Genomic DNA, 24,281 nt, shown 5'->3' with positions numbered 1-24,281 from the left:
CCGTCGCAGCCGTTAATCAAACGCTCATCGTAAATGACGTGAGACTCCGAGTTTGATTAAGAAAGCCGTATCCGCCGCCATTGTTGCTGCAGCCCTTCTGTCCTTCTCTACTGCAGCCTATGCCCAATGTGGCGGCGCTTCCTGGTATGGCCCTGGCTTCAATGGCAAGCGGGCTGCATCGGGAGAAATCTTCAACGAAAACGCCATGACGGCGGCGCATCGTTCCCTTCCCTTTGGCACCAAGGTCACTGTGACCGACCAGAATACCGGCAACCATGTCGAGGTGACCATCAATGACCGTGGCCCCTTCCACGGCAAGCGCATCATCGATCTGAGCAAGGCAGCAGCCAACGCCCTCGGCTTCCGCAATCGTGGCGTGACCTCGGTCTGCCTGGCCCAGAGCTGAACACTATAACGGCGCCGACTTGCTGCCGTTTCAGGCCGCCCTTCGGGGCGGCCTCTTCATTGCTTGAGATAATTGCTGCCGTTGATGACCAGCAATTCATCCGAGCCGATGTCGGGCGCGAAGAGGCTCAGCATCTGTTCGCTGCCATCGTCGCCGCTTAGCACCAGCGTATAGCCATCGACACGATAGGTGCCTGACTCCAGCGGCCGGTCGCTGCCCGTGGCAAAGCTGGTGGTGCCAGTACCGCCATCCACGCTGCCGCTGGCGCCGGAAAAGCCGGTCTGCTCGAAACGGCCGTCCGGCGTCATTGTCAGCAGCCGCTCGACGGCCACGCTGTTGGAGCTGAAGGCCATGCTCCCGGTCTGCGCCCAGAAGTAGCGCCATTGGCCATCAAATGTCGTGCCGGCATCGAAGGCTGGCAGTCTTGCGTGGAAATTGTCGTCGATCGACAAGCCGCCATCCTGGTCATCAAGGCTCGACACCTCGACCTCGAATGTCCCGAAGTCGTCGATCACGCTGCGCATTTCGAGCTGCTTGGCGCCGCCCCAGAAACCGCCGCCCGTGACCTTGTAGGTGCCGCAGTCGCGCGGGTGGTCGGCGCAATGAGCCGCCATATCCATATTGGCCGGAATGGTATCGCTGAACAGGCCCGACGTGTCGAAGACCGTGATCTCGCTGTCGGCGGTAAAATCCATGCCGCCGAACGGGTTGAGCGTCAGCCCGGTGCGCAGATAGGTATAGACGCCTTCAAGTCCGCCATCGCCATCCTTTGGTGCCACGGCAAAGAGCTCGTCACTCTCGTTGAGGCGCATGGTGCGCGCCATGGTGGCAAACTCGGCGTCGATCTCGTCCTCGCGATCGCCGTCCATATTCATCGACACCATCTGCAGATAGGCCTGCTTGGTCGGGCTTCCCACGGCAATCGTGGTGAGGCCGGCACTGATGTCCTGGATGCGCCCGCAGCAGCGATATTCCATCAGCACTTCATAGCCATTGCTGGTCACGCCGGCGCTATCGGTGGTCGTGTCCTCTTCGGCCATGTCCGGAAAGGCATTCACCACCTGCGCCATGCCCTGCGCCAGCGTGCCCTCCACGCCGCGCGGCGCGATCAGCTGAATGATCACCGCGCCTTGCTCATACTCGTCGGTTTCGGGAAATTCCTGAGAGATCAGCATCGAGCCGGCTTCACCGCGCTGAACCTCCCAGTCGGACGGCACATCCACCACCACGCCATTCAGATTTTCTTCCCTGGCGAGACTGGAACTGGCTGACAGCGCCAGGATCAAAAGGCCAATTCCGAACCGCAAGTCCATAATCCACCTCGAAATTTCTCAAATGAGGCAGACGCTAGGCAGCACTTGCAACAAAAATGTGACCGCAAATCTCAGGCCTCAACGCAGTCGAGGCGGAAGCGAACGGCATCCTTGTGCCGGTAGGATTTCGGTGCCGTCGGCTCGATCGCATCTTCCTTGCTGCGGACGAAGCGCGCAATGTCCGCACGGCTGGTGCCGAGGTCGGCCAGCAGGTGGTCGTCCATCGCATTGAGTTTGCGGGTGGCAAGGTCGCGCTGCCACCATGCTGAAAGAGTCTTCCGGATTGCCTTGAACATTTCGATCTCCTGTTCAGCAAGGCTCCGCCATCGCCGGAAAGGCAAATTTCCGGATTGCATATTTGGTGGTTCTTGCTGTGCTGTGCCGCAGCGCCAGACGCTGCTGGCCCAATACTTGCTATTTCTGCTGAGCTTTCTCTATAGTCGGGATTGCAAGGACCTTTGCAGAAATGAAAAATGGACTTCAGCTGGGACGATCTGCGGCTCTTTCTCGATGTGGCGCGGCTGGGCGGACTGAGCGCCGCCACCGAGACCACGAAACTCAGTGCGGCAACGCTGGGCCGCCGCGTCGCCGCGCTTGAGCGGCAGGTCGGCGAACCGCTGTTTCACCGTAGCCAGACCGGATATCGCCTGACCCAGGCAGGCGAAGACCTGCTGACCCGTGCCGAGGATGTCGAAGCGGCCATGTTGTCGCTGCGCCGCTGGAAGGAAGGCGCGAGCGGTGGCCGCATCGTGCGCCTCTCAGCGGGCCCCTGGACCTCGGCTTTTCTCTCCGGCCAGATCGGCGACATCTGGACCGTGGCCGACAGATTTACCCTCGAACTGGTCACGGCCAACCAGAAGGTCGACATCGGCCGGCGCAATGCCGATCTGGGCATCCGCAACCAGCGGCCGACCGAGCAATGGCTGGCCGGGCGGCTCATCGGCAAGGTGGCCTATGGCCTCTATTCGGGTCGTGAACTGATCAACGGCGTCGAAGCCGGCTATTTCGTCGGCGTGGTTGGGGAGGGGAGCCAGACCCATTCGGCGCGCTGGATCCAGGCCCGCCATGGCGACCGCATCGCCATTCGCGGCAATGATGCGATGAGCGTCCGCGAACTGGTGGCCCATGGCGCGGGCCTGTCCGTCTTTCCCTGTTTCGTCGGCGACAGCGATCCGCGCCTGATCCGCATTGCCCCGGTGATCAAGGAGCTCGAGACCGATCAATGGCTGGTCAGCCATCACGAGGAGCGTCACGAACCCGCGGTGCGTGCGGTTGGGGATCGCATCGCCGCGCTGATGAAACGCCATGCCGCGCTCTTCCGAGGCGAGCGGCCGTTGCATGGCGACTAGCACTCTATCGCGCCAAAAATGCAACGTTGCAAGAATAGAACGAAAACGTTTGCACGCGCCCTAGGCGATGATCTGATTCTCGCATAGCTTCGCCGGCACAAAATCTTGCGAGTAGTTTCAGCCATGACGTTTGGCCTCCACCTGCCGCCCCAGATGAAGGTCTTCGGGGCGTTCTTCGTATATTCCTTTTGCATGGGCAGTCTCTTCCCGCGCCTGCCTGCCATTCAGGAGGCGATGGGTGTCGGCGAGGGTGCTCTGGGGCTGGCGCTGATTGGCTCGGCCGCCGGCACGCTGATTTCACTGACTTTTGCGGGTCGCTTCATCGAAGCCATCGGCTATCGGCGCGTCTTGCTCACCGCCATTCCCTTGCTCTCGGTTCTCTACGCCACTGCCGCATGGGCGCAGGGTCCGCTTGCCTTCTTCCTGCTGCTGGTGCCGGTGGGCCTCACCATCGGCTGCATCGAGATCATCATCAATATTGAGGCCGATCGCGTCGAACATGCCATTGGCCGGCGCATCATGAGCCGCGCTCATGCCTTCTGGAGCCTTGGCTTTTTCGCTGCCGGCATGGTCGGCTCGTTCATCGCCCAGACCGGATTGCCACCGCAGTATCACCTGATGATCATGACCCCGGTCATTCTCGTCGCCACTCTTGTCATCCTCGGTCGCTTCCAGCCAGCTGCGCATCGCACAGGTTCGAGCAGTGATGAAACGCCCCACTTCGCCCGGCCAACCCCTACCATCATGATGCTGGTGAGCGTCTGCATCGCCGCCATGCTCATGGAGGGCGCCGGCATCGACTGGTCGGCCATCTATATGCGCAATATTTTCGAGGCGACGCCCTTCTGGGCCGGTATCGCCGTGGCGACCGTCGCCGGTTCGCAGGCGCTTGCCCGCTTCTTTGCCGATGGTTTCGTCGATCGCTACAGCCCGGTCCTCGTGGCTCGCGTGCTGATTGCCGTCATGGGCATTGGCGTTCTGCTGGTCTTCTTCGCGCCCTCGATCGGGTTCGCCTGGGTGGCCTATCTTGGCTTTGCACTGATCGGCATCGGCTCCTCGGCCCTCTTCCCCCTGGCCATGTCGGCGGCAGCCCAGCAGACCGACCGCCCGGCCGCCATCAATGTCGCCGCACTGGCGCAATTCTCCTTCACCGCCTTCCTGCTCGGCCCGCCGCTGCTGGGCTATATCGGTGAGCATTTCGGCCTGCACTGGATTTTCGGTGTCGGCATTCCACTGGTTCTGCTCGGCCTTGCGACCACCCAGGTCCTGGCGCCGCGTCCGGTCACCAAGGTTGTCACCCCATGACCATTGCGCCGCAACACCGTCTCTATGCCTGCTTTTTCCTCTTCGCGCTGACCACCGGCGCCCTGATGGCGCGCCTGCCTGACATTCAGGCCCACCTTCAGGTCGACAAGGGCCAGCTCGGCCTCACCATGATCGGCATGTCGATCGGCTCGCTGATCTCGCTGACATTTGGCGCGTCCATCATCGAGCGTATTGGCGTCCGCACCACGGCCTTCTTCACCGTGCTCGGCCCGGCACTGTTCTTTGCCACCATTCCCTGGTTGGGCTTTGCGCCCTTCGTCTTCGGCGTGCTCTTTTTGACCGGGCTGCTGTCCGGCGCGCTCGAAATTAATCTCAATGTCGAAATCGATCGCCTCGAAATGCATACAGGCGGTCGGTATATGAACCGCGCTCATGGCTTCTGGAGCGTCGGCTTCTTCGTCACCGCCCTGTTCGGCGCCGGCATCCGCCAGTCGGGCCTCTCGGTCGAGGCCCATCTGGGCCTTGTTGCCGTCATTGTGGTGGTGATCGGTGGCTTCATGATTTCCGGCATCCGGCCAGCACCAAAACCAGCGCGCATGCAAGGCGAGACCGGTCACCAGATCGCCTTCCCCAATTGGGGCCTCTTGCCGCTTTGCCTCATCGGCTTTGCCGCCTTCCTCGTCGAAGGCGCCGGCATCGATTGGTCGGCCATCTATATGGACGAGATCTTTTCGACCGAGCCTTTCGTCAGCGGCATGGGCCTGACGCTCTTTGCCTTCTTCATGGCTTTGATGCGCCTGACCGCCGATCCTGTCGTCGCCCGCTTTGGCCCGCGCCATGTTTCCATGGTGCTGCTGAGCCTTGCCAGCGTCGGCGTGTTGATGGTGGGCTGGGCGCCGGAGGGCATGCCGGGCGTGGCGCTACTCGGCTTTGCCTTGATGGGCATTGGCTGTTCGGCAGTTTACCCTCTGGCCGTATCCGCGGCCGCCCAGCGCACCGACCGGCCCGCTGCGGTCAATGTCGCGGCGCTCGGTCAGGTGAGTTTCGTGGTCTTCTTCATGGCCCCGCCGCTGCTCGGCTTCGTCGCTGAACATCTGGGCATCCGCAATTCCTATCTGATCTGCCTGCCGCTACTGCTGGCTGGGCTCTGGGCATCGAGCTTTGCCCTGGGCACGCGCAAGGTGGACGACCCACACGGCCTGCCCCCCGAACCGGTCCCGCCGCATGGCTGACAGTCAGCGGACTGAACTGCGCCCGATCGTCGATCTCCGCCAATCAGCTACCGCCCTGCGCGTCCAGCGCGGGGTCATGCGGCTGTTGCGCGAGACCTATGACATGGCCTGCTATGCCGAAGTGACCCTGCGCTCCGGCCGCCGCGCTGATGTGCTGGGTGTCGGTCCCAAGGGCGAAATCTGGATCGTCGAGATCAAGTCGAGCCTGATCGATTTCCAGGTCGACCGGAAGTGGCACGAATATCGCGAATTTTCCGACCGCTTCTTCTTTGCCAAGCCACCCGAACTTGAAGCGGAAATTTTTCCCGAGAGCGAGGGCCTGATCGTCGCCGATGCGCATGATGGCGCCATCCTGCGCGACAGCCCCGATACGCCAATGGCGCCAGCCCGTCGCAAGGCGCTGATGCTCAAGCTGGCGCGGCTTGGTGCTGATCGCATTCACGTGCTCATGGACCCCGGCCCCAAGTGAGCCTAAGACGAATTGCCGTTCGTTCCGCCCGGCCAGACTATCCTTTGTGAGTTTCATGCCCATCGTCCGCTGGCGCATTATTGCGCTGTTCTTCGTCCATGCGCTGACCGTCGGCGCCATCCACACCCGCATCCCGGACATCCAGCTGCAGATCGGCCTCTCCGAGGCGCAACTGGGCCTGGTGCTGATTGGCCAGCCTTTGGGCGGGCTCAGCATGTTCCTGTTTTCCAGCCGCATCATCGAGCGCATCGGGCCGCGCAAGGTGATCCTGGTCATGCTACCCTTCTCGGCCATTTCCGCCGCGCTGGTGACGGTGCTGCTCAACCCCTTCGCCATGTTCGCCCTGCTGGCCATCAATGGACTGGGGTTCTCGCTGACCAATATCGCCATCAATGTCGAAGCCGATCGCATCGAGGCGGCATCGGGTCAGCGCATCATGAACACGTGCCACGGCGTCTGGAGCGTGGGTTTTCTCACCACTTCGCTGCTGGGCGCGGCGCTGCGCGGGCTCGACATAGCGCCGGCCTGGCACCTGTGGACGCTGGTGCCCATTTTAGGTCTGTTGCTCTGGACCGTCGTCGTGCCCATGCCAGCGACCCCGCCCCGACCGCATGCCGGCGAGAACGGCAAGAAACTGGCCTGGCCGACCCTGGCGACGCTCGGTCTGGTCGCTTTCGGCATGGGCGCCGGGCTGACCGAGGGTTCAGCGCGGGCCTGGTCGATCATCTTCCTGCGCGACAATTTCGAAGTGGCCGCCTGGATCGAGTCGCTGGCGCTGCCGGCGCTGCTGGTCACCATGGCGTTGGGGCGGCTGGTTGCGGACCGCTGGATCGATCGTTTCGGTCCGGTCATGGTGGCGCGGGTATTGGCCAGTGTCGCCATTGCCGGAATGCTGCTTGTGGTCTTTTCGCCCAACGCCCTCGCGGCTCTCGCCGGCTTTGGCCTGCTGGGTCTAGGCATCTGCGTGCTTTATCCGCTGATGCTCTCGGCGGCGGCACGGCTGGGCGATCGGCCGGCGAGCCAGAATGTGGCCGCGACGACGCTGATCTTTCAATTCGTCAATCTCGGCGCGCCGGTCTTGATCGGCGCGGTGGCGCAGGGCTTCGGCATTCGTATGGCCTTTGCCCTGCTTATCCCCCTGCTGCTGCTCACTTTCGTGATGGCCTCAAAGCTCAGCAGACCGTCGCCACCCGCTCCTTGATCACCTTAAGCACTTCGTCGCCGGGACGCTTCCACCAATTGTCCTGGGAAAAGATTTCCACTTCCTGTGGGCCGAAAAAGCCGGCGTCTTCAATCATTTGCCGAATGGCCGGCAGGTCGATGACGCCATCGCCCATCATGCCGCGATCGAGCAGCATATCCCTGGTCGGGACCAGCCAGTCGCAGATGTGATGGGCGAAGATGCGCTTCATTCTTCCAGCGCGGGCAATGGCTTGCGCGAGATTGGGGTCCCACCAGACATGGTAGACGTCCACGGCGACGCCGACCGTTTCACCAAGTGCCTCGCAGATATCGAGGGCCTGGTCGATCGTGTTTACGCAGGCGCGGTCGGCGGCATACATGGGGTGCAATGGCTCGATGGCGATCTTGACGCCGCAGGCCCTGGCATGGGGCAGCATGGCGGCAATGCCGTCGCTGACCATCTGCCGTGCACCGGGCAAGTCCTTGGAACTGCCCGGTAATCCGCCGACAACCAGCACCAGGCAATCGGCATTGAGCGCGGCCGCCTCGTCAATGGCGCGGAGGTTGTCGTCGATCTGAGCCTGCCGGCCTTCGGCAGTTTCGGCGGGAAACATGCCGCCGCGGCAGAGGCCGGTGACCTGCAGCTTGTTGTCCCGGACGATGCGGGCGGCTTCGTCCAATCCGACCGCAGCGACCTGGTCGCGCCAAGGAGAAATTGCCGTAATGCCAGCCTTTAAGCAGCCGTCGACAGCTTCCTTGAAGCCCCAGACCTGGCGCGTGGTGGCAAGATTCAGCGATATAGCACGTTGGCTCATTTGGTTAGCACACTGTTAACATCGAGAACCGCCTTCATGCGCGAAATGGCGAGCTGAGGGTCACTTAGGACTCGCGCCTTGTCAGCGAGGCGGAACAGCTCGCTCAGATGCTGAACCGAACGGGTCGACTGCTGCCCTCCGATCATCTGGAAGTGGTCCTGCAGCCCGTTGAGATAGGCGAGGAAGACCACGCCGGTCTTGTAGAAGCGGGTGGGCGCGGCAAAGATATGCCGGCTCAGCGGCACGGTCGGTTCGAGCAGATCGAAGAACTCGTTATTGTTGCCCTTGCCCAGTGCGGCGAGACCTGCCGAGGCGGCCGGGGCGATGGCGTCGAAAATGCCGAGCAGGGCATGCGAAAAGCCCTCCTCGTCGCCGGCGATCAGTTCGGCATAGTTGAAGTCGTCACCGGTATACATTTTGACCGAAGGCGGCAGCCGCCGGCGCATGGCGATTTCCTTTTCCGCCGAGAGCAGGGAAATCTTGATGCCGTCGACCTTTTCAGAATGGGCGGCGATGACGTCGAGACAGACATCCATCGCCTTGTCGTGGTCGTCATTGCCCCAATAACCGGCCAGCGCCGGATCGAACATTTCGCCCAGCCAGTGCATCACCACCGGCTGTCTGACCTGGCTGAGAATGCGCCCATAGACCTTGGCGTAATCTTCCGGTGATTTGGCGGCAAAGGCGAGGGCGCGCGAAGCCATGAGGATGACACGGCCGCCCTGGCTCTCGACGAAGCCGACCTGTTCTTCATAGGCACGGATGATGTCGTCAATGGTGACATCCGGCCCGGGCGTCAGATGGTCGGTGCCGGCGCCATAGGCGATCAGCGCATCGTCGCGCGTGCGGGCCTCGGCCTGGGCACGGCGGATCAATTCCTGCGCCTCGGCCCAACCCAGGCCCATGCCGCGCTGGGCCGTATCCATCGCCTCGGCGACGCCGAGACCGAGATCCCATAGCCGATGACGGAATTTGAGCGTGGTGGCCCAGTCGATGGCCGGCGTCAGCCAGGGATCATTGCTCGCAAGCGGGTCGGCCACCACATGGGCGGCCGCATAGGCGATGCGGTTGAAGTCGGATGCCTTGTGCTTGACGAAGGGAATGGGCTCCCCGGTCAGGGTGTAGGGCGTGATGGAGCGGTCGGGATTGGGCAGGTTGATGCTGGCCATGGCCTAGAACTCCAGCTTTGGCACATCCAGCCATCGGCGCTCGGCCCAACTCTTGAGGCCAAGCTCGGCCAGTTGCACGCCCTTGGCGCCGGCTTCGAGACCGTATTCCCAGGGTGCATCTTCGGCGACGTGCTTGAGGAACATTTCCCACTGGGCCTTGAAGCCGTTCTGCGCAGGCCAGTTGTCCGGCACTTCTTCCCAGTCGTTGAAGAAGTTCATGGTCTGCGGCTGGTCGGGGTTCCAAACCGGCTTGGGCGTATTGACCCGATGCTGCGTCCAGCATTTGTGCAGGCCCGCTACGGCCGAGCCCTTGGTGCCATCGACATGGAAGGTCACAAGATCGTCGCGCCGTACGCGGGTGGTCCAGCTCGAGTTGATCTGGGCGATCACGCCGCCTTCGAGCTCGAAGGTCGCATAGGCCGCGTCATCGGTATCGGCCTTGTAGCGATTGCCCTTCTCGTCGACGCGCTCGGGGATATGCGTGGCGCCGAGGCAGGACACCGCCTGCACTTCGCCAAAGAGATTGTCGAGCACATAGCGCCAGTGGCACAGCATATCGAGGATGATGCCGCCGCCGTCGGCCTTGCGATAATTCCAGCTCGGACGCTGCGCCGGCTGCCAGTCGCCTTCGAACACCCAATAGCCGAACTCGCCACGCACCGAGAGGATGTCGCCGAAGAAGCCAGAGTCGCGCAGCATTTTGAGCTTGAGCAGACCGGGCAAAAACAGCTTGTCCTGCACCACGCCATGCTTGAGGCCCGAAGCGCGGGCGGTCTTGGCGAGGTTGAGCGCGATCTCCAGCGAATCCGAGGTCGGCTTTTCGCAATAGACATGCTTGCCGGCGGCCAGCGCCTTTTCCAGCAGTGAAGCGCGCATCAGCGTCGTGCCGGCGTCGAAGAACACCGTGTCTTCCGGATTGGCCAGCGCGGCATCGAGGTCCGTGCCCCAGCGCTTGATGTCGTGCTTTTTGGCGAGGCGTTCGATCTTGTCGCCGTCGCGGCCGACGATGATCGGGTCCACGACGAGCCGGTCGCCATTGCTGAGCGTCACGCCACCCTGGTCGCGAATGGCCAGGATCGAGCGCACCAGGTGCTGGTTATAGCCCATGCGCCCCGTGACGCCGTGCATGATCAGTCCAAGCCGTCTGTCCGCCATCGCGATATCCTCCCATCCGCATTAAGCGTGTAACTGTTTAGTTACTTAGCTAGCGTGGGCCGGGCAGGGCGTCAAGAGGAGAGTGCGCCCCTAGAGGCCGATAACCATCTTGAGGCCAAGCAGGCCGAGGAAGATCAGGATCATCCGGTCAAACGCCTTGCGGCTGAGCTTGCCGCTGATCCATTGGCCGAGCGGCATGAAGAGCAGGATCGGCACGAGCGCCAGAAGGCCTTCGACCAGCCATTCCGGCTCCATCACGTCGGCCACCGCCAGGGATGGCAATTGCACCACGGCAAAGGTCAGGAACATGGCCGAGACGGCGAACAGGTGATGATCCCTGGCAAAGCCCATGGCGTGGATGAAGGTCACCCCGATCGGCGCCGAAATGCCGGTGGCGCCCTGCAGCACGCCAGCGCCCGCGCCGGCCAAGGGCCCGAAGCGCTGCGCCGTCTCCGGCCCGACGATCAGATGCGGCTTGGCCAGTTTCAGCGCCACATAGGCGAGGAGAATAAGCCCCAGCGTCAGGACAAGCAGGCGCTCGGGCAGGCTGGTCAGCGCCCAGGTGCCGATGACGATACCCACGCTGCCAGCAACCAGAAAGCGGGGCAGGAAGCCCATGCCCCTTTCGCGGATCACGCTGCGGAAGCGCCAGACCTGCCAGAAATTGGTCGCGATCAACGGTACGGTCATCAGCCCGACGGCATGCTGAATGCCCAAAATGGAAGTCAGCACAGGCAGCGCAATCAACGGCAATCCCATGCCCGTGGCACCTTTGACCACGGCGCCCGCAGCCAGCGCCAGGCCCATGATCAGCCAGCGCGTCAGATCGATATCCATCAGTCCTCCCCAAGGCACGCCATAGTGCAATGCGTGCCGATCGGCCCAAGGGTTACACAGCAAAGTCGAGGATCGGAAAGGATATTTTCGCCCGTGCCGTCGGATAAAGTAATCACCACATGGTTACTTCATGCTTGACTCGACTGTTTTTGCACCGCAGTCTTTGCCTCGCGCCCAGAGTCAAAACAACCGATCCGGCGCCACAGAGGGAGGATGGACGATGCAGACATTGCGACTCGTCCTGGCCACGGGAACGTCGTTCCTGGTGCTCGGGACTACCATGACTTTCGCCCAGGATTCAGCCGCCGCGACCGAGTGGAAACCGGACCGCCCGATCAATTTGATTGTGCCATGGGGCGCCGGCGGCTCGACCGACCAGGTCACCCGCGTTACCGCGCCAATTCTGGGCGAAGCGCTCGGCGTCGATGTGGTTGTGGTCAACCAGCCCGGCGCATCAGGCGCCATCGGCACGCAGGAAGTGCTCAATTCCGTCAAGGATGGCTATACCTGGACCGCCAATGCCATTGCCAACAACGCCACCTATTCGGTGACGGGCCTGCTGCCCGATACCGATATCGACGACTGGCACATCTATCTCTCCGTCGCCAATGTGCCGGTGGTCTCCGTGCCCGCCGGCAGCGAGTTCGAGGATTTCGGCCAGCTGCTGGAAGCCTTCAAGACGCGCGGCAATGAAGTGACGGTTGCGACAGCCGGCATTACCTCTTCGGGCGGCACCGCCATCGCCGCGCTCTCTGATTCCGCCGATGGCTTTGACTACAATATGATTACCTATGATGGCGGTGGTCCGGCTGCTATCGCGACCGCTTCCGGTGAGGCCATGGTCACCACCCAGCTCGCGGTGGAACAGACCGAGCTGATCCGCGGTGGTCGTCTGAAGGCCCTGGCCGTGCTCTCCGATCAGCCGCTGGTGCTCGAAGGGGCAGAGCCCATTCCGCCGATCACCGACTGGATCCCGGACATGGAACTGGCACCCGATTATTTCGGCATTTTCGTGCCGGTCGGCGTGCCCGATGAAGTCGTCGCCACGCTCGACAAGATCTGGGGCGAGAAGGTGATGTCCTCGGACGCCATCAAGACCTATGCCGAAACCTTCGGCGCCGTCTTTGCGCCCTCCTATGGCGCCGATGCCCGCGCCGCTGCCATGCCGGTGGTGATCCTTGAAGCCTGTTCCTCGGTCGCCCGCGGCGAGGCGGTCAATGATCCCGCGACAATCGGCATCGACTGCGAAACGCGCACCGAAGTGGGCGCGCAATAAGCCGGCGAGGGTGGGGCGCGTCCTCACCCTCTTTTCTTTTGCTGCCCCGGCAGCCCAGACCCGAGGCCATCATGAGCATGCCGGATACGAGCGAAGAGGCCGTCCGGGCCCGTGCCGATCTCATCACCGCCTGCCTGCTCGTCGCCCTGGGCGTTGCCGTGGTCTATTTCTCCTGGACCATGGACCGGCTCGAAGTGCGCCGCATCAATCCGGCCACCATTCCCGGTCTGGTGCCACTGTTTCTGGGCATTGCCCTGACCATCTGCGGTTCCCTGCTGGTCCTGCGCTCGTGGAAGCTGAGCGCGCCGGGCAGTGGCGCCCTTTTGCTACAATTGCTGTTTTCCTGGACGTCGCTGCGTGTGCTGGTCGTGCTCGGCCTGGCGCTGGTCTTCACGCTCGGCCTGATGGGTCGCATGCCCTTCTGGCTGGCCGCCGGGCTCTTCATCTTCGCCTTCATCGTGCTGTTCGAGACGGTGATGGCCGATACGCCAAAGCCCATCGTGCCAGCCCTGCTCTGGGCGCTCGGCATTGCGGCCGTTGGCGGTGGCGGCACCTACTATGTCTTCGAACGCATCTTCCTCGTTCGCCTGCCCTAGGAGAAAACCATGTTTGACGGTCTTGTTCTCCTTGGCGCTGGCGTGGCGCATTTCCTGACGCCGGGCAGCCTGTTCAATGTGGTCTGGGCGACGCTGCTCGGTCTGGTCATCGGCATCCTGCCCGGCCTCACCGCCACCATGGGCGTCGCGCTATTGGTGACGCTGACCTATAAAATGCAGGCCGACCAGGCGATCCTGACGCTGATGTGCGTCTATCTCGGCGCCATCTATGGCGGCAGCCGTACCGCTATCCTGCTCAATATTCCCGGCACGCCCGCCAATGCCGCGGCGACGCTCGATGGTCACCCCCTGGCGCTGCAGGGCAAGGCGGGTCTCGCCATGGGTCTCGCCACCACGTCCTCCACACTGGGCACTTTGGTGGGCATTTTCTTTCTCGCCATCATCGCGCCAATCCTCTCCGAAGCGGCGCTCAAATTCGGCTCCTATGAATTCTTCTGGCTGGCGCTGTTTGGCGTGGTGATCTCGGGCCAGATGACCGGCAGCGATACGCCGCTCAAGGGCTATATCGCCGGCATCCTGGGCCTGCTCGTTGCCATGGTGGGCATGGAGACGCTGCATGCCCACCAGCGCTTCACCTTCGGCATTCCAGCACTGGGCGGCGGTGTCGATATCATTCCCGCCATGGTCGGCGCCTTTGGCCTTGCCGAAATCCTCTCCTCGATGAAGCGCACGGCCGTGGCCAATATCGTGCCGGTCAATGACCGCGTCGTGCCGACGCTGCGCGAGATTTTCCAATATTGGAAGACCATCATCCGCTCCGGCATCATCGGCACTTTCGTCGGTATCATTCCTGGCGTCGGCGAAGATGTCGGCTCCTGGAGCTCCTATGCTGCCGCCAAGAAAGCCAGCAAGCATCCCGAAGAATTCGGCAAGGGCAGCCAGGAAGGCCTGATCGCCGCCGAAACCGGCGACAATGCCGTGGTCTCCGCCGCCATGATTCCGACGCTGACCCTGGCCTTGCCCGGCTCGGCCGCTGCAGCCGTGCTGATCGCCGCCATGCTGATCCATGGCATTCGCCCCGGGCCCATGCTGATGGTCGAAAACCCGATCTTCCTCTACCAGGTCGTCGCCATGCTGCTGCTGGCAACGCTGGCCAACCTGATCTTTGGCCTGTCGCTGACCAAGGTCTTCATCAAGGTGCTCTCGGTACCGCGCGAGCGCCTGATGGCGGTCATCTATGTGCTTTGCGTTGTTGGCTCTTTCGCCATCACCCAACGCCTGTTCGACGTCTATGTCATGCTGTTTTTCGGCATCGTCGGCTTCCTGCTGCGCGAGATGAAATTCCCCATGGCGCCGCTGGTGCTGGGCATCGTGCTCGGCGACCTGCTCGATCTCAACCTGCGACGCGGGTTGATGTTGACCAATGGCGATCCGACCCCCTTCTTTACCCGGCCGATCTCGGCTGTTATCTGCCTGATCATCGTCGCGACGATTTTGATGTCCATTCCCTCGGTATCCAAGCGTGTCAGACCCCTCTTCAGCCGCGGACGCGGCACCGCCGACGCGCAAGGCTGACGCCCCCAAGCGCCAGCGCAATGCGGAAAAGACCAAGGCGGCCATCCTCGTGGCGGCGCGGGCCGAATTTGCCGCGCGTGGCTTCGAGGGCGCGCGGGTGGACGCCATTGCGACGCTGGCCGGCGCCAACAAGCGGCTGCTCTACCACTATTTCGGCAACAAGGAGGACCTCTACCGGGCTGTCCTGCTCGATGCCTATCAGGAAATCCGCCGCGGCGAGCGCGCGCTGTCGCTCGATCAATATGGTCCTGTCGATGCCATGGACCGGCTGGTGCGTTTCACCTTCCGCCACTTCCTCGCCAATCCCTGGTTTCCGCGCCTGCTCAATACGGAAAACATCGAGAATGCGCGTTTCCTGAAGTCGCTCTCGGATATTCCGGCGCTGCATTCCCCGCTGGTCGGACAGATCCGCACCATTGTCGAGCGCGGCGCCGATGCCGGCATTTTCCGCCGCGATGTCGATCCGGTGCAGCTCTATATTTCCATCGCGGCGCTGGGCTTTTTCTACGTCTCCAACATGGCGACCCTGTCGGTCATCTTTGATCGCGATCTGAGCGGCATCGACATGGTGCAGGAGCGCGAGGCCCAGGCGGTGCAGATGGTGGTGGACTACCTCAAGACGCGAAACTGAGGCTTACGCAAGCGGAGGCAGGACTGCAGCCGCTGCCTCTCCAATTCGTCTGACCAGATCAACGATCCGCTCCTCGTGCCGGCTCTCGGCGAGCAGGTAAATCCCCATCCGGCTCTCGCGCGGCATTTCGGCCTGTTCCACCGCAACCAGCCCCTGGTGCGCAAAGCTCTCTTCCATGACCTGGCTGTGCCGCAACACCGCGTCGCAGCTCTGCACATAGTCAACGCAGGCCTCCAGCGCATTGGAGGCAAAGGCATAGCTGGTGCGATCGAACACCGTTTCTGCCCGCGTATGGCGACGGCTGGCGTCGAAATAGCGCTGGTGCCGGCTTTCCGGTGGCGTCGTTGTCGCCTGCGGATAGGCCTCGATCTCGCTGACCCGACGAGGGCGGCCCAACAGGGGATGGCCTTGACGCACGAAAAACCCGTGCCGCACCTGTGTCAGTGGCAGGAACTCGACCCCGACATGCGGGCTCAGCCCCTCGAATTCATGCGCCAGGAACAGCGAAATATCCCCGGCGATCAACTGGTCCATGCAGCGCAACTGGTTGCCAAGGCTCACATGCACCGGCGCATTGGGAAACTGGCGCTGATAGTCCACCACCATGTCCTTGAGAAACAGCGTCCACCACGAATAGCCCGAGCCCATGGAAATGCCGCGTTCGCTGCGCTCGCGCTGATCGGCAATGGCGCCCAGCATATTGTGATGCAGGCGCCGCATCAGCCGTGCATTCTCGTAAAGCGTCTCGCCATAGGTGGTGAGCGTCACCCCACGAGACGAGCGCTGCAGCAGCTTGACGCCGATCTGCTCCTCGAGTTTGCGCATGTTGAAGGTGAGCGTCGGCTGGGTGACCAGAAGGGCCGCAGACGCTCCTGTAATCGAGCCCGCATCGGCCACGGCCAGAAATTGGTTGAGCAACTTGTCCATGCTTTGACCATAGATTTTATCTATGGCTAGAGCCAGCATTTCGTATTTTTCATTTGGTGCGGACTGGGTAATGCTGTTGGCAACGGGAGAGAATGACGGGCGGAATCTGCTTGCCATCAAACTTCCATACAAGTGCATTGCCTCCGCCAAAGGCCGCGTGCTAGTCGTAACCATCCGGTTCTGGCAATGCTGGAAGACGGAGCTTCGGGAAGGAACGTATCGCCGGATTGACAAGTCAAACAATCCGCATGGTTTGTAACCAGTTGGTGATTTAGCGGCGGGGAGGCTGCGTTTCACGAGGCAAGGGCCAGGGCCCGCCACAACATTTTTGATGGGAGGAATATCAGAATGACTATCCGTATCGATCGCCGCCAGTTCCTGATGGGCTCGACCGCTCTTGTGGCTGCCGGTGTCGCCGGTTTCACGCCGGCCTTTGCTCAAGGCACCTCGCTCCGCCAGTTCTTCTGGGGCGGCCAGGCCCGTGCTGACCGCACCTATGGCGTCAACGAACTCTTCGCCACCGCCAATGGCGCCCAGGTGGATTCCAGCTTCCTTGGCTGGGCCGATTACTGGCCCAAGCTGGCGACCGAAACCGCCGGCGGCAATGCCCCCGACGTCATCCAGATGGACTATCGCTATATCGTCGAATACGCCAAGCGCAACGCCATCGCCCCGCTCGACGACTATGTCGGCGCCGGCCTCAAGCTCGACGGCTTCGATGAAGACCAGCTCGAGGGCGGCAAGGTCGACGGCAAGCTCTATGGCATCAGCCTTGGCGCCAATTCCGTGGCCCAGGTGGTCAATCTGACTGCCTTCGAGGAAGCCGGCATCGAGCCGCCCAATCGCGACACGACAATGGACGACTTGCGTGCCATGGGTGAAGCCTTCAAGACCGCCAATATCCGCGGTGGCATGAAGGCGATTGCCGACGGTTCAGGCTCCGAGCCCATGCTCGACAACTGGCTGCGTCAGAAGGGCCTGGCGCTCTATACCGCCGAAGGCCAGCTTGGCTTTACCGCTGCCGAAATGACTGAATGGTTTGCCCTCTGGGCCGAATTCCGCGAGGCCGGCATCTGTGTCAGTGCCGAGGATCAGGCCCTCGATACCGGCGGCCCGCTCGAAGTGACCATGGTGGTGCTGGGCAAGGCGGCGATGATGCCGTCCAACTCCAACCAGCTGGTCGCCTTCCAGACCCTGATGCAGGACAAGCTGACCATCACCTCCTATCCGCGCATCGCGGCCGGCGTCGGTGGCGGTCACTATCGCAAGCCCTCTATGTTCTTCTCAATCGGCGGTTCGTCGGCCAACAAGGAACTGGCCGCCGAATATCTCAGCTTCTTCGTCAATGATCTCGAAGCGGCAAAAGTGCTGGGCGTCGAGCGCGGCATTCCTTGCTTTGAAGCCGTGCGCGCCTCGATCGCGCCCGAGCTCAGCGAGCAGGACCAGATCGCGCTCGACTATGTGTCCAACCTAGGTGACTTGCTCGGCCCCATTCCGCCTCCGCCACCAGCAGCGGCCGGTGAAATCGACATCTCCCTGCTCCGTATGCTGAGCCAGGAAGTCGCTTTCGGCGCCCGCTCGCCAGAGGACGCCGGCCAGTACTTCGTCACCGAAGCCACGGCCATTCTGCAACGCTCCGCCTAACGGAGACGAGACTATGGCCACGCAGGTCGATACCAAAGCTTCGCCCGGAGCCGCCCGCGTGGCCTCTCCATCCTACTGGTCCGGGGTGTGGCAGAACCACGCCCCCGGCTACCTGTTTCTTCTGCCCTGGTTCATCGGCTTCTTCGGCCTGACCATCGGGCCGATCCTGACGTCCTTCTACCTCAGCTTCACCCATTTCGACCTGCTCACCGCACCGCGCTGGGCCGGCATGGACAACTATGTCCGCATGTTCACCAATGACCCGAAATTCTCGGCGTCCATGCGGGTCACCTTCTTCTTCGTCATCTTCTCGGTGCCGCTCAAGCTGGCCTTCGCGCTGGGTGTGGCCCTGTTGCTCAATCGCGGCATGAAGGGCCTGACGATCTATCGCGCCATGTTCTATCTGCCCAGCCTGCTCGGCGCATCGGTGGCCATCGCCATCCTCTGGCGCCAGATCTTTGCCGGCAACGGCCTGGTCAATCAGCTGCTCGCCAATTTCGGCATTGTCGGACCGAGCTGGATTTCCAATCCCAACTATTCGCTCTGGACGCTGATCATTCTTGCCATCTGGCAGTTCGGTTCGCCGATGATCATCTTCCTCGCCGGTCTCAGGCAGATTCCGCAGGACATGTATGAGGCGGCAAGCCTCGATGGTGCCAGCAAATGGCGCCAGTTCTGGAAGATCACGCTGCCCATGCTGACGCCGGTGGTCTTCTTTAACGCCATCATCCAGACCATCGAGGCCTTCAAGAGCTTTACCCCGAGCTTCATCATCTCGGGCGGCACGGGCGGTCCGATCAATTCGACCCTGTTCTATACGCTCTACCTCTACAACGAGGCCTTCGGCTTCTTCCGCATGGGCTATGCTTCGGCGCTGGCCTGGGTACTGCTGGCGATCGTCGCCGCCTTCACCGCCTTCTCCTTCCTGACCAGCAAGTATTGGGTGCATTATGACGACTGATGTCGAGCGCCTGACCGTCGTCACGGCCACCTCACCCTCCAGACGCAAGCTGATGTCGGTACTGGCCCATGCCGCGCTGATCATCGCCTCCATCGTGATGCTCTATCCCCTGCTCTGGCTGCTGGCAGCCAGCTTCCGGCCGGAGAACGAGATCTTCACCTCGGGCGCCTCCATCATGCCGTCGATCAACTGGAGTTTCGATTCCTATATTCGCGGCTGGAACGGGTTGCGGGGCGGCTTTGGCCAGCTGTTCATCAACTCCTTCATCATCTCGATCCTCAGCGTCTGCGGCAATGTGCTGGCCTGTTCGCTGACCGCCTATGCCTTCGCGCGCCTCGAATTTGCCGGTCGCAACTTCTGGTTCGCCATGATGCTGATGACGCTGATGCTGCCCTCGCAGGTCACGCTGATTCCGCAATATGTGCTCTTCCTCAACATCGGCTGGGTGAACACTTTCCTGCCGCTGGTGGTGCCGAAATTCCTCGCCGCCGACGCCTTCTTCATCTTCCTAATGGTGCAGTTCTTCCGCGGCCTGCCCAAGGAGCTCGACGAAGCGGCGCGCATGGACGGTGCTGGCCCCTGGCGCATCTACTGGAAGATCATCATGCCGCTCTCCATGCCCGTGCTGGCCACGGCGGCGATCTTCACCTTCATCTGGACTTGGGACGACTTCTTTGGCCCGCTGATCTACCTCAGCGATCTGCGCCAATACACGGTCATGCTCGGCCTGCGCACCTTCACCGATAATACCGGCATGTCCGATTTCGGCGGCATGTTTGCCATGAGCGTGCTCAGCATTGTGCCGATCTTCCTGTTCTTCCTCTTCTTCCAGCGACTGCTCATCGAGGGCATCGCCACGACTGGTATGAAACGCTAGACCCATGAGTGACATCAAGTTTGCCGCCATCGGCATCAATCATGCCCATATCTATGGCCAGGTCGATTGCCTGCTCGAGGCCGGTGCCCAGTTCACCGCCTTCCACGCCGTCGAAGACGATCTCGCCGAGGCTTTCGGCGCAAAATATCCGCAGGCCAAGCGCGTCAATGATCCGCGTGCCATCCTGGAAGACCCTGCCATTGGCGTGGTGCTGACCTCGGCCATTCCGGCCGATCGTGCGGCGATCTCCATTGCCGCCATGCAGCATGGCAAGGACGTGCTGACCGACAAGCCCGGCATGACGACCTTTGACCAGCTCGCCGAACTGCGGAAAGTGCAGCAGGAGACTGGCCGCATCTATTCGGTGCTCTATTCGGAACATTTCGAAGTGCGCGCCACCGTCGAAGCCGGCAATCTCATCGCCCAGGGCGCCATCGGCAAGGTCATCAATACGGTGGGTCTCGGCCCCCATTCGCTGCGCCTCAACAACCGGCCGGACTGGTTTTTCACCCGGCAGCGCTATGGCGGCATCCTCTGCGATATCGCCAGCCACCAGTTCGAACAGTTCCTGTTCTTCTCCAATGCGCTCGATGCCGAGGTGACTTCGGCCACCGTGGCCAATCGCAACCATCCCGACCGCCCCGGCCTGCAGGATGTCGGCGACGTGCATCTCAAGACCGCCGACACCTCGGGCTACATCCGCGTTGACTGGTTCACGCCCGAGGGCCTGCCGACCTGGGGCGACGGTCGCCTCACCATCCTGGGCACCGAGGGCTATATCGAGCTGCGCAAATATATCGACATTGCCGGCAAGCCCGGCACCGATCACCTCTTCATCGTCAACAAGGAAGGTCCGCGCCACGTCGACTGTTCCAAGGTCGATCGGCCTTTCGGTCGGCAGTTCCTCGACGATGTGCGCAATCGCACCGAGACGGCCATGCCGCAGGAACGCGCCTTCAACGCCATGAAGCTGGCGCTGACCGCACAACAGCTGGCCGAACGCGGCACGGAGTGGGCCCAATGAGCGAAAAGATCTTCAACGTCGCCGTGATCGGCGTCGGCATCGGCCGCAGCCACATCGTGGAAGGCTATGTGCCCAATGCCGGCAAGTTCAACGTGCTGGCGCTCTGCGACCTCAATGTCGACCGCATGACCCCGATCGCCGATGAGTTCGGCGTCGAGCGCCGCGTCACGAGCTTTGACGATGTGCTGGCCATGGACGATATCGACATCATCGACATCTGCACCCCGCCCATGCTGCATTTCCCCATGGTCATGGCCGCGCTCAAGGCCGGCAAGCACGTCATCTGCGAAAAGCCGCTGGTCGGCTCGCTCGCCCAGGTCGATGAAGTGCTGGCGCAGGAAAAGATCAGCAAGGGCAAGCTGATGCCGGTGTTTCAATATCGCTTCGGCGACGGCATCGCCCAGGCCAAGGCCATTATCGACGCCGGCATTGCCGGAAAGCCCTTCGTCGGCACCGTTGAAACCATGTGGGAGCGCGGGCCCGACTATTATGCCGTGCCCTGGCGCGGCAAATGGGCCAGCGAGCTGGGCGGCGTGCTGATGACCCATGCCATCCACCAGCATGACCTCTTCACCTATCTGATGGGCGACGTGAAACGCCTGTTCGGCCGCGTCGCCACCAGGGTCAATGCGATCGAAGTGGAAGACTGCGTCACCGCCAGCCTCGAAATGCAGAATGGCGCTTTGGGCAGTTTCACCGCCACGCTTGGCTCAGCCGGCAACATGACGCGTCTGCGCTTTGCCTTCGAGAATGTCACCTTCGAAAGCGATCATGCCGCCTATAATCCGGGCGACAAGCCCTGGACCATCGAGCCGCGCAATGCCGAGACGGCCGAAAAGATCGCCGAGCTACTCAAGGACTGGCAGCACGTGCCCTCGCGCTTCCAGACGCAGATGGCCCGCTTTTACGATGCGCTGATCGGGGTCGCACCGCTCCCGGTCACCAGCATGGATTCCCGCCGGGCGCTCGAAATCGTTACGGCTTTCTACCATTCCTCGACCAGCCATGAGGATGTGGCCTTGCCCATCCCCACGCAGCACCCCTGCTATCAGAGCTGGGTTCCGGTCCAGTTCCGCGCAGCTTAGGAGAGATCAATGTCCACCAGCATCCAGCTGCGAAAGCTCGTCAAGGCCTATGGCGAAGTGCAGGTCATCCACGGCGTCGATCTTGATATCGATCCGGGTGAGTTCACTGTCTTTGTCGGCCCCTCGGGCTGCGGCAAGTCCACGCTCCTCCGCATGATCGCCGGCCTCGAACCCATTTCGGGCGGCGACCTGCTGATCGACGGCCAGCGCATGAACGAGGTCCCGGCAGCCAGGCGCGGCATTGCCATGGTCTTCCAGTCCTATGCGCTTTACCCGCATATGTCGGTCTATCAGAACCTGGCCTTCGGCCTCGAAACAGCGAAAGTGCCCAAGGACGAGATCAAGGTCCGCGTGCAGCGTGCCGCCGAGATCCTCCAGATCGTGCCGCTGCTGCAGCGCAAGCCCAAGCAGCTCTCGGGCGGCCAGCGCCAGCGCGTCGCCATCGGCCGCGCCATCGTGCGCGAACCGAAAATTTTCCTCTTCGACGAGCCCCTGTCCAACCTCGACGCCGAATTGCGCGTGCAGATGCGCGTCGAGATCGCCAAGCTGCACAATGACCTCGGCAACACCATGATCTATGTGACCCATGATCAGGTGGAAGCCATGACCATGGCCGACAAGATCGTCGTCCTGCGCCTGGGCGTCATCGAACAGGCCGGCGCCCCGCTCGATCTCTACAACAATCCGAAAAACCTTTTCGTCGCCGGCTTCATCGGCTCGCCCAAGATGAACTTTTTGACCGCAACAGCCGATGGCAGCGTCGTCAAGGTCGCCGGCAATGCCCTGACCGTACCGCGCGCCGCGACCGGCACCACGACCTTGGGCATCCGCCCGGAACACATCACCCTGACGCAGGGCGACGGCATCAAGCTGGCCGACCTGCGCGTCGATCTCGTCGAAAATCTCGGCGGCCAGACCGTGGTCTATGCCACGACATCCGACGGTCAGCCGCTCAACATCGTGCTGGAAGGCCAGCGCAGCGTCGACCTCGGCTCGAATGTCACGGCCTATGTCGATCCCGCGCGGCTGCATCTGTTCGATGGGGAAGGCAATGCGATCTAGCGGCTAATCCTTGATGTCATCCTCGACGTCGGTCTCGGGCCGGTCGCCGCCGTCGGCCTGTTCTTCGTGCCACTGGCCCTTGCTGTCCTGATACTGGATGGCCTCGTCCTGTCCGCCCACCTGCTGGCGCCGTGCCGCCTGCTCGGCGGCCTGGTGCGCCGCCTGATGCGTCGGGAAGGTTTCGGAAAACACGTCGCCAACCTTATAGGCGAAACCGCCATCGTGTTCGACGACATCCTAAGTCACATGGGCCATAAATATTCTCCTTGAGCCTGTAGAACACCCTCCGGACCCAGAGGTTGCGGCCGGGGCGGTGCCACCATACATGGGGAGCACCAGCACCGGGGGCCAGCGTGGCGGATCAGGATCAGGGCGTGCGTATTGCCCTCAAGCTCGACATTGTCGTCATCGGCGCGGGGCAGGCGGGTCTGTCCTCGGCCTATCATCTGAAACAATTTGGCCTCACGCCTGGCCGCGACTTTCTCGTGCTCGACAAGGCGCCCCAGCCGGGCGGCGCCTGGCAATATCGCTGGCCGTCGCTGACCCTCACCACCGTCAATCGCGTGCATGACCTGCCGGGCATGAGCTTTGCCGATCATGCCGGCGGCGACGACAGCGTGCGCGCCTCGGTCGCCGTGCCGCATTATTTCGGCGAGTACGAGAAGCATTTCAGCCTCGAGGTTTTGCGACCCACCACGGTCAGCGTCGTCTGTCCGCGTGGCGAGCGCCTGCGGGTCGAAAGCGACCGCGGCGTCTTTTCCGCCCGCGGCATCATCAACGCCACGGGCACCTGGGAAAAGCCCTATATACCCGACTATTCAGGCCATGACCTCTTCACGGGCAAACATCTTCACACCCGCGATTTCACCAGGGCCGAGGATTTCGCCGGCCAGCATGTGCTGGTGGTCGGGGGCGGTATTTCGGCGCTGCAACTGCTTGACCAGATCTCGCAGGTGACGCGCACCACCTGGGTCACCCGCACCCCGCCGCGCTTTCGCGACGGCCCCTTCGATCAGGAGGCGGGTCGCGCCGCCGTCAAGCTGGTGGAAGATCGAGTTCGCGCCGGCTTGCCGCCGAATGCCGTGGTGTCCGTCACCGGCCTGCCGGTCACCCCGGCCATAGAGGCGATGCGCCGGCGCGGTGTTCTGAAGCGGCAGGACATGTTCAGCCAAATCACCCCGACCGGCGTGCGCTGGGCAGATGGGCGCACCCTCGATGTCGATGTCATCCTCTGGTGCACCGGCTTCCGCTCGGCGCTCGACCATCTGGCGCCGCTCATGCTGCGCGAGGAGTCGGGCGGCATCACCATGACCGGCCGGCTGGCAACGCAGGTTGCTCGTGATCCACGCGTTCATCTCGTCGGCTATGGCCCCTCGGCCTCGACCATTGGCGCCAACCGCGCCGGCAGCGCTGCCGTGCGGGAATTGACGGATTTCCTGGGCCTGCTGCCGCGCTGACGATCCGCCCCG

At 62.3% G+C, this 24,281-nt stretch carries 23 protein-coding genes and 2 pseudogenes; 17 read left to right on the top strand and 8 right to left on the bottom strand.

The window, feature by feature from the left end:
• The first annotated feature begins 52 nt into the window (after positions 1-52).
• Positions 53-406, top strand: coding sequence for a septal ring lytic transglycosylase RlpA family protein (locus tag P0Y65_17745; GenBank protein ID WEK04008.1), 354 nt, complete (start codon positions 53-55; stop codon positions 404-406).
• Between the two features lie 56 nt (positions 407-462).
• Here P0Y65_17745 and P0Y65_17740 read toward each other — a convergent pair whose 3' ends face one another.
• Both P0Y65_17740 and P0Y65_17735 read right to left on the bottom strand, forming a co-directional pair.
• Positions 463-1,713, bottom strand: coding sequence for a hypothetical protein (locus P0Y65_17740; protein ID WEK04007.1), 1,251 nt, complete (start codon positions 1,711-1,713; stop codon positions 463-465).
• A gap of 182 nt (positions 1,714-1,895) precedes the next feature.
• A pseudogene (locus P0Y65_17735) lies at positions 1,896-2,015 on the bottom strand (DUF1127 domain-containing protein).
• A gap of 177 nt (positions 2,016-2,192) precedes the next feature.
• On the opposite strand from P0Y65_17735, the gene P0Y65_17730 reads away from it, so the two are divergent.
• The 5 genes from P0Y65_17730 to P0Y65_17710 all read left to right on the top strand — a co-directional run bounded on the left by P0Y65_17730 (position 2,193) and on the right by P0Y65_17710 (position 7,236).
• A complete protein-coding gene (locus P0Y65_17730; protein ID WEK04006.1) occupies positions 2,193-3,068 on the top strand; it encodes a LysR family transcriptional regulator in 876 nt (291 codons plus the stop codon).
• A 123-nt stretch (positions 3,069-3,191) separates the two neighbouring features.
• The gene (locus P0Y65_17725; GenBank protein ID WEK04005.1) at positions 3,192-4,373 is read left to right on the top strand and encodes an MFS transporter; all 1,182 of its coding nucleotides are present in this window, start codon (positions 3,192-3,194) and stop codon (positions 4,371-4,373) included.
• A complete protein-coding gene (locus tag P0Y65_17720) occupies positions 4,370-5,566 on the top strand; it encodes an MFS transporter (protein WEK04004.1) in 1,197 nt (398 codons plus the stop codon). Before P0Y65_17725 ends, P0Y65_17720 begins: the two co-directional genes overlap by 4 nt.
• Complete coding sequence (locus P0Y65_17715) at positions 5,559-6,035, top strand: MmcB family DNA repair protein (protein WEK04003.1); 477 nt, start codon at positions 5,559-5,561, stop codon at positions 6,033-6,035. Before P0Y65_17720 ends, P0Y65_17715 begins: the two co-directional genes overlap by 8 nt.
• Positions 6,036-6,090: 55 nt before the next feature.
• A complete protein-coding gene (locus tag P0Y65_17710) occupies positions 6,091-7,236 on the top strand; it encodes an MFS transporter (GenBank protein ID WEK04002.1) in 1,146 nt (381 codons plus the stop codon).
• Here the strand turns inward: P0Y65_17710 and P0Y65_17705 are convergent.
• The 4 genes from P0Y65_17705 to P0Y65_17690 all read right to left on the bottom strand — a co-directional run bounded on the left by P0Y65_17705 (position 7,208) and on the right by P0Y65_17690 (position 11,193).
• Positions 7,208-8,032 (bottom strand): sugar phosphate isomerase/epimerase, encoded by an 825-nt coding sequence (locus P0Y65_17705; protein ID WEK04001.1) that lies wholly within the window; start codon positions 8,030-8,032, stop codon positions 7,208-7,210. The genes P0Y65_17710 and P0Y65_17705 overlap by 29 nt on opposite strands.
• A complete protein-coding gene (locus tag P0Y65_17700) occupies positions 8,029-9,201 on the bottom strand; it encodes a dihydrodipicolinate synthase family protein (protein ID WEK04000.1) in 1,173 nt (390 codons plus the stop codon). The genes P0Y65_17705 and P0Y65_17700 overlap by 4 nt, the downstream gene beginning before the upstream one ends.
• Before the next feature lie 3 nt (positions 9,202-9,204).
• Complete coding sequence (locus tag P0Y65_17695; protein ID WEK03999.1) at positions 9,205-10,356, bottom strand: Gfo/Idh/MocA family oxidoreductase; 1,152 nt, start codon at positions 10,354-10,356, stop codon at positions 9,205-9,207.
• A gap of 90 nt (positions 10,357-10,446) precedes the next feature.
• Positions 10,447-11,193: a sulfite exporter TauE/SafE family protein gene (locus tag P0Y65_17690; protein WEK03998.1), complete on the bottom strand. Its 747-nt coding sequence runs from the start codon at positions 11,191-11,193 to the stop codon at positions 10,447-10,449.
• A 220-nt stretch (positions 11,194-11,413) separates the two neighbouring features.
• On the opposite strand from P0Y65_17690, the gene P0Y65_17685 reads away from it, so the two are divergent.
• From P0Y65_17685 to P0Y65_17670, 4 genes are all read left to right on the top strand, one after another.
• Positions 11,414-12,469 carry a tripartite tricarboxylate transporter substrate binding protein gene (locus P0Y65_17685; GenBank protein ID WEK03997.1) on the top strand — a complete coding sequence of 352 codons (1,056 nt, stop codon included), beginning with the start codon at positions 11,414-11,416 and terminating at the stop codon, positions 12,467-12,469.
• A 71-nt stretch (positions 12,470-12,540) separates the two neighbouring features.
• Complete coding sequence (locus tag P0Y65_17680; GenBank protein ID WEK03996.1) at positions 12,541-13,065, top strand: tripartite tricarboxylate transporter TctB family protein; 525 nt, start codon at positions 12,541-12,543, stop codon at positions 13,063-13,065.
• A gap of 9 nt (positions 13,066-13,074) precedes the next feature.
• A complete protein-coding gene (locus P0Y65_17675; protein WEK03995.1) occupies positions 13,075-14,601 on the top strand; it encodes a tripartite tricarboxylate transporter permease in 1,527 nt (508 codons plus the stop codon).
• Positions 14,549-15,232, top strand: coding sequence for a TetR/AcrR family transcriptional regulator (locus P0Y65_17670; protein WEK03994.1), 684 nt, complete (start codon positions 14,549-14,551; stop codon positions 15,230-15,232). The genes P0Y65_17675 and P0Y65_17670 overlap by 53 nt, the downstream gene beginning before the upstream one ends.
• Positions 15,233-15,235: 3 nt before the next feature.
• Here P0Y65_17670 and P0Y65_17665 read toward each other — a convergent pair whose 3' ends face one another.
• Positions 15,236-16,159 carry a LysR family transcriptional regulator gene (locus tag P0Y65_17665; GenBank protein ID WEK03993.1) on the bottom strand — a complete coding sequence of 308 codons (924 nt, stop codon included), beginning with the start codon at positions 16,157-16,159 and terminating at the stop codon, positions 15,236-15,238.
• A 348-nt stretch (positions 16,160-16,507) separates the two neighbouring features.
• On the opposite strand from P0Y65_17665, the gene P0Y65_17660 reads away from it, so the two are divergent.
• Genes P0Y65_17660 through ugpC form a run of 6 tightly spaced genes read left to right on the top strand, consistent with a single transcriptional unit; the run spans position 16,508 to position 22,812 of the window.
• On the top strand, positions 16,508-17,803 hold the full coding sequence (locus tag P0Y65_17660; GenBank protein ID WEK03992.1) for an extracellular solute-binding protein: 1,296 nt from the start codon (positions 16,508-16,510) through the stop codon (positions 17,801-17,803).
• Positions 17,804-17,816: 13 nt separating this feature from the next.
• A complete protein-coding gene (locus tag P0Y65_17655) occupies positions 17,817-18,764 on the top strand; it encodes a sugar ABC transporter permease (GenBank protein WEK03991.1) in 948 nt (315 codons plus the stop codon).
• Positions 18,754-19,641, top strand: a complete 888-nt coding sequence (locus P0Y65_17650; GenBank protein ID WEK03990.1) for a carbohydrate ABC transporter permease — start codon at positions 18,754-18,756, stop codon at positions 19,639-19,641. Before P0Y65_17655 ends, P0Y65_17650 begins: the two co-directional genes overlap by 11 nt.
• A 4-nt stretch (positions 19,642-19,645) precedes the next feature.
• Entirely contained in the window at positions 19,646-20,665 is a 1,020-nt protein-coding gene (locus P0Y65_17645) for a Gfo/Idh/MocA family oxidoreductase (protein ID WEK03989.1), read from the top strand.
• Positions 20,662-21,750 carry a Gfo/Idh/MocA family oxidoreductase gene (locus P0Y65_17640; GenBank protein WEK03988.1) on the top strand — a complete coding sequence of 363 codons (1,089 nt, stop codon included), beginning with the start codon at positions 20,662-20,664 and terminating at the stop codon, positions 21,748-21,750. Before P0Y65_17645 ends, P0Y65_17640 begins: the two co-directional genes overlap by 4 nt.
• 9 nt (positions 21,751-21,759) lie before the next feature.
• Positions 21,760-22,812 carry a sn-glycerol-3-phosphate ABC transporter ATP-binding protein UgpC gene (ugpC, locus tag P0Y65_17635; GenBank protein WEK03987.1) on the top strand — a complete coding sequence of 351 codons (1,053 nt, stop codon included), beginning with the start codon at positions 21,760-21,762 and terminating at the stop codon, positions 22,810-22,812.
• Positions 22,813-22,815: 3 nt separating this feature from the next.
• Here the strand turns inward: ugpC and P0Y65_17630 are convergent.
• Positions 22,816-23,067: pseudogene (locus P0Y65_17630) on the bottom strand (DUF2188 domain-containing protein).
• Between the two features lie 98 nt (positions 23,068-23,165).
• Between P0Y65_17630 and P0Y65_17625 the strand changes: the two are divergent.
• A complete protein-coding gene (locus P0Y65_17625; GenBank protein ID WEK03986.1) occupies positions 23,166-24,269 on the top strand; it encodes an NAD(P)-binding domain-containing protein in 1,104 nt (367 codons plus the stop codon).
• Positions 24,270-24,281: the final 12 nt, after the last annotated feature.

This window comes from Candidatus Devosia phytovorans (assembly GCA_029202405.1).
GTDB classification, from domain to species: domain Bacteria; phylum Pseudomonadota; class Alphaproteobacteria; order Rhizobiales; family Devosiaceae; genus Devosia; species Devosia phytovorans.
Note: the sequence above shows the minus strand (reverse complement) of the source record. Positions and strands in the feature narration are given on the sequence as shown.

What these genes read in the sequence shown, in the direction of transcription:
- P0Y65_17700 (WEK04000.1), bottom strand. Translation starts at nt 9,201, where the DNA reads ATGGCCAGCATCAACCTGCCCAATCCCGACCGCTCCATCACGCCCTAC.
- P0Y65_17720 (WEK04004.1), top strand. Translation starts at nt 4,370, where the DNA reads ATGACCATTGCGCCGCAACACCGTCTCTATGCCTGCTTTTTCCTCTTC.
- P0Y65_17645 (WEK03989.1), top strand. Translation starts at nt 19,646, where the DNA reads ATGAGTGACATCAAGTTTGCCGCCATCGGCATCAATCATGCCCATATC.
- P0Y65_17655 (WEK03991.1), top strand. Translation starts at nt 17,817, where the DNA reads ATGGCCACGCAGGTCGATACCAAAGCTTCGCCCGGAGCCGCCCGCGTG.
- ugpC (WEK03987.1), top strand. Translation starts at nt 21,760, where the DNA reads ATGTCCACCAGCATCCAGCTGCGAAAGCTCGTCAAGGCCTATGGCGAA.
- P0Y65_17715 (WEK04003.1), top strand. Translation starts at nt 5,559, where the DNA reads ATGGCTGACAGTCAGCGGACTGAACTGCGCCCGATCGTCGATCTCCGC.
- P0Y65_17675 (WEK03995.1), top strand. Translation starts at nt 13,075, where the DNA reads ATGTTTGACGGTCTTGTTCTCCTTGGCGCTGGCGTGGCGCATTTCCTG.
- P0Y65_17665 (WEK03993.1), bottom strand. Translation starts at nt 16,159, where the DNA reads ATGGACAAGTTGCTCAACCAATTTCTGGCCGTGGCCGATGCGGGCTCG.
- P0Y65_17730 (WEK04006.1), top strand. Translation starts at nt 2,193, where the DNA reads ATGGACTTCAGCTGGGACGATCTGCGGCTCTTTCTCGATGTGGCGCGG.
- P0Y65_17640 (WEK03988.1), top strand. Translation starts at nt 20,662, where the DNA reads ATGAGCGAAAAGATCTTCAACGTCGCCGTGATCGGCGTCGGCATCGGC.
- P0Y65_17695 (WEK03999.1), bottom strand. Translation starts at nt 10,356, where the DNA reads ATGGCGGACAGACGGCTTGGACTGATCATGCACGGCGTCACGGGGCGC.
- P0Y65_17705 (WEK04001.1), bottom strand. Translation starts at nt 8,032, where the DNA reads ATGAGCCAACGTGCTATATCGCTGAATCTTGCCACCACGCGCCAGGTC.
- P0Y65_17710 (WEK04002.1), top strand. Translation starts at nt 6,091, where the DNA reads ATGCCCATCGTCCGCTGGCGCATTATTGCGCTGTTCTTCGTCCATGCG.
- P0Y65_17725 (WEK04005.1), top strand. Translation starts at nt 3,192, where the DNA reads ATGACGTTTGGCCTCCACCTGCCGCCCCAGATGAAGGTCTTCGGGGCG.
- P0Y65_17660 (WEK03992.1), top strand. Translation starts at nt 16,508, where the DNA reads ATGACTATCCGTATCGATCGCCGCCAGTTCCTGATGGGCTCGACCGCT.
- P0Y65_17690 (WEK03998.1), bottom strand. Translation starts at nt 11,193, where the DNA reads ATGGATATCGATCTGACGCGCTGGCTGATCATGGGCCTGGCGCTGGCT.
- P0Y65_17685 (WEK03997.1), top strand. Translation starts at nt 11,414, where the DNA reads ATGCAGACATTGCGACTCGTCCTGGCCACGGGAACGTCGTTCCTGGTG.
- P0Y65_17680 (WEK03996.1), top strand. Translation starts at nt 12,541, where the DNA reads ATGAGCATGCCGGATACGAGCGAAGAGGCCGTCCGGGCCCGTGCCGAT.
- P0Y65_17650 (WEK03990.1), top strand. Translation starts at nt 18,754, where the DNA reads ATGACGACTGATGTCGAGCGCCTGACCGTCGTCACGGCCACCTCACCC.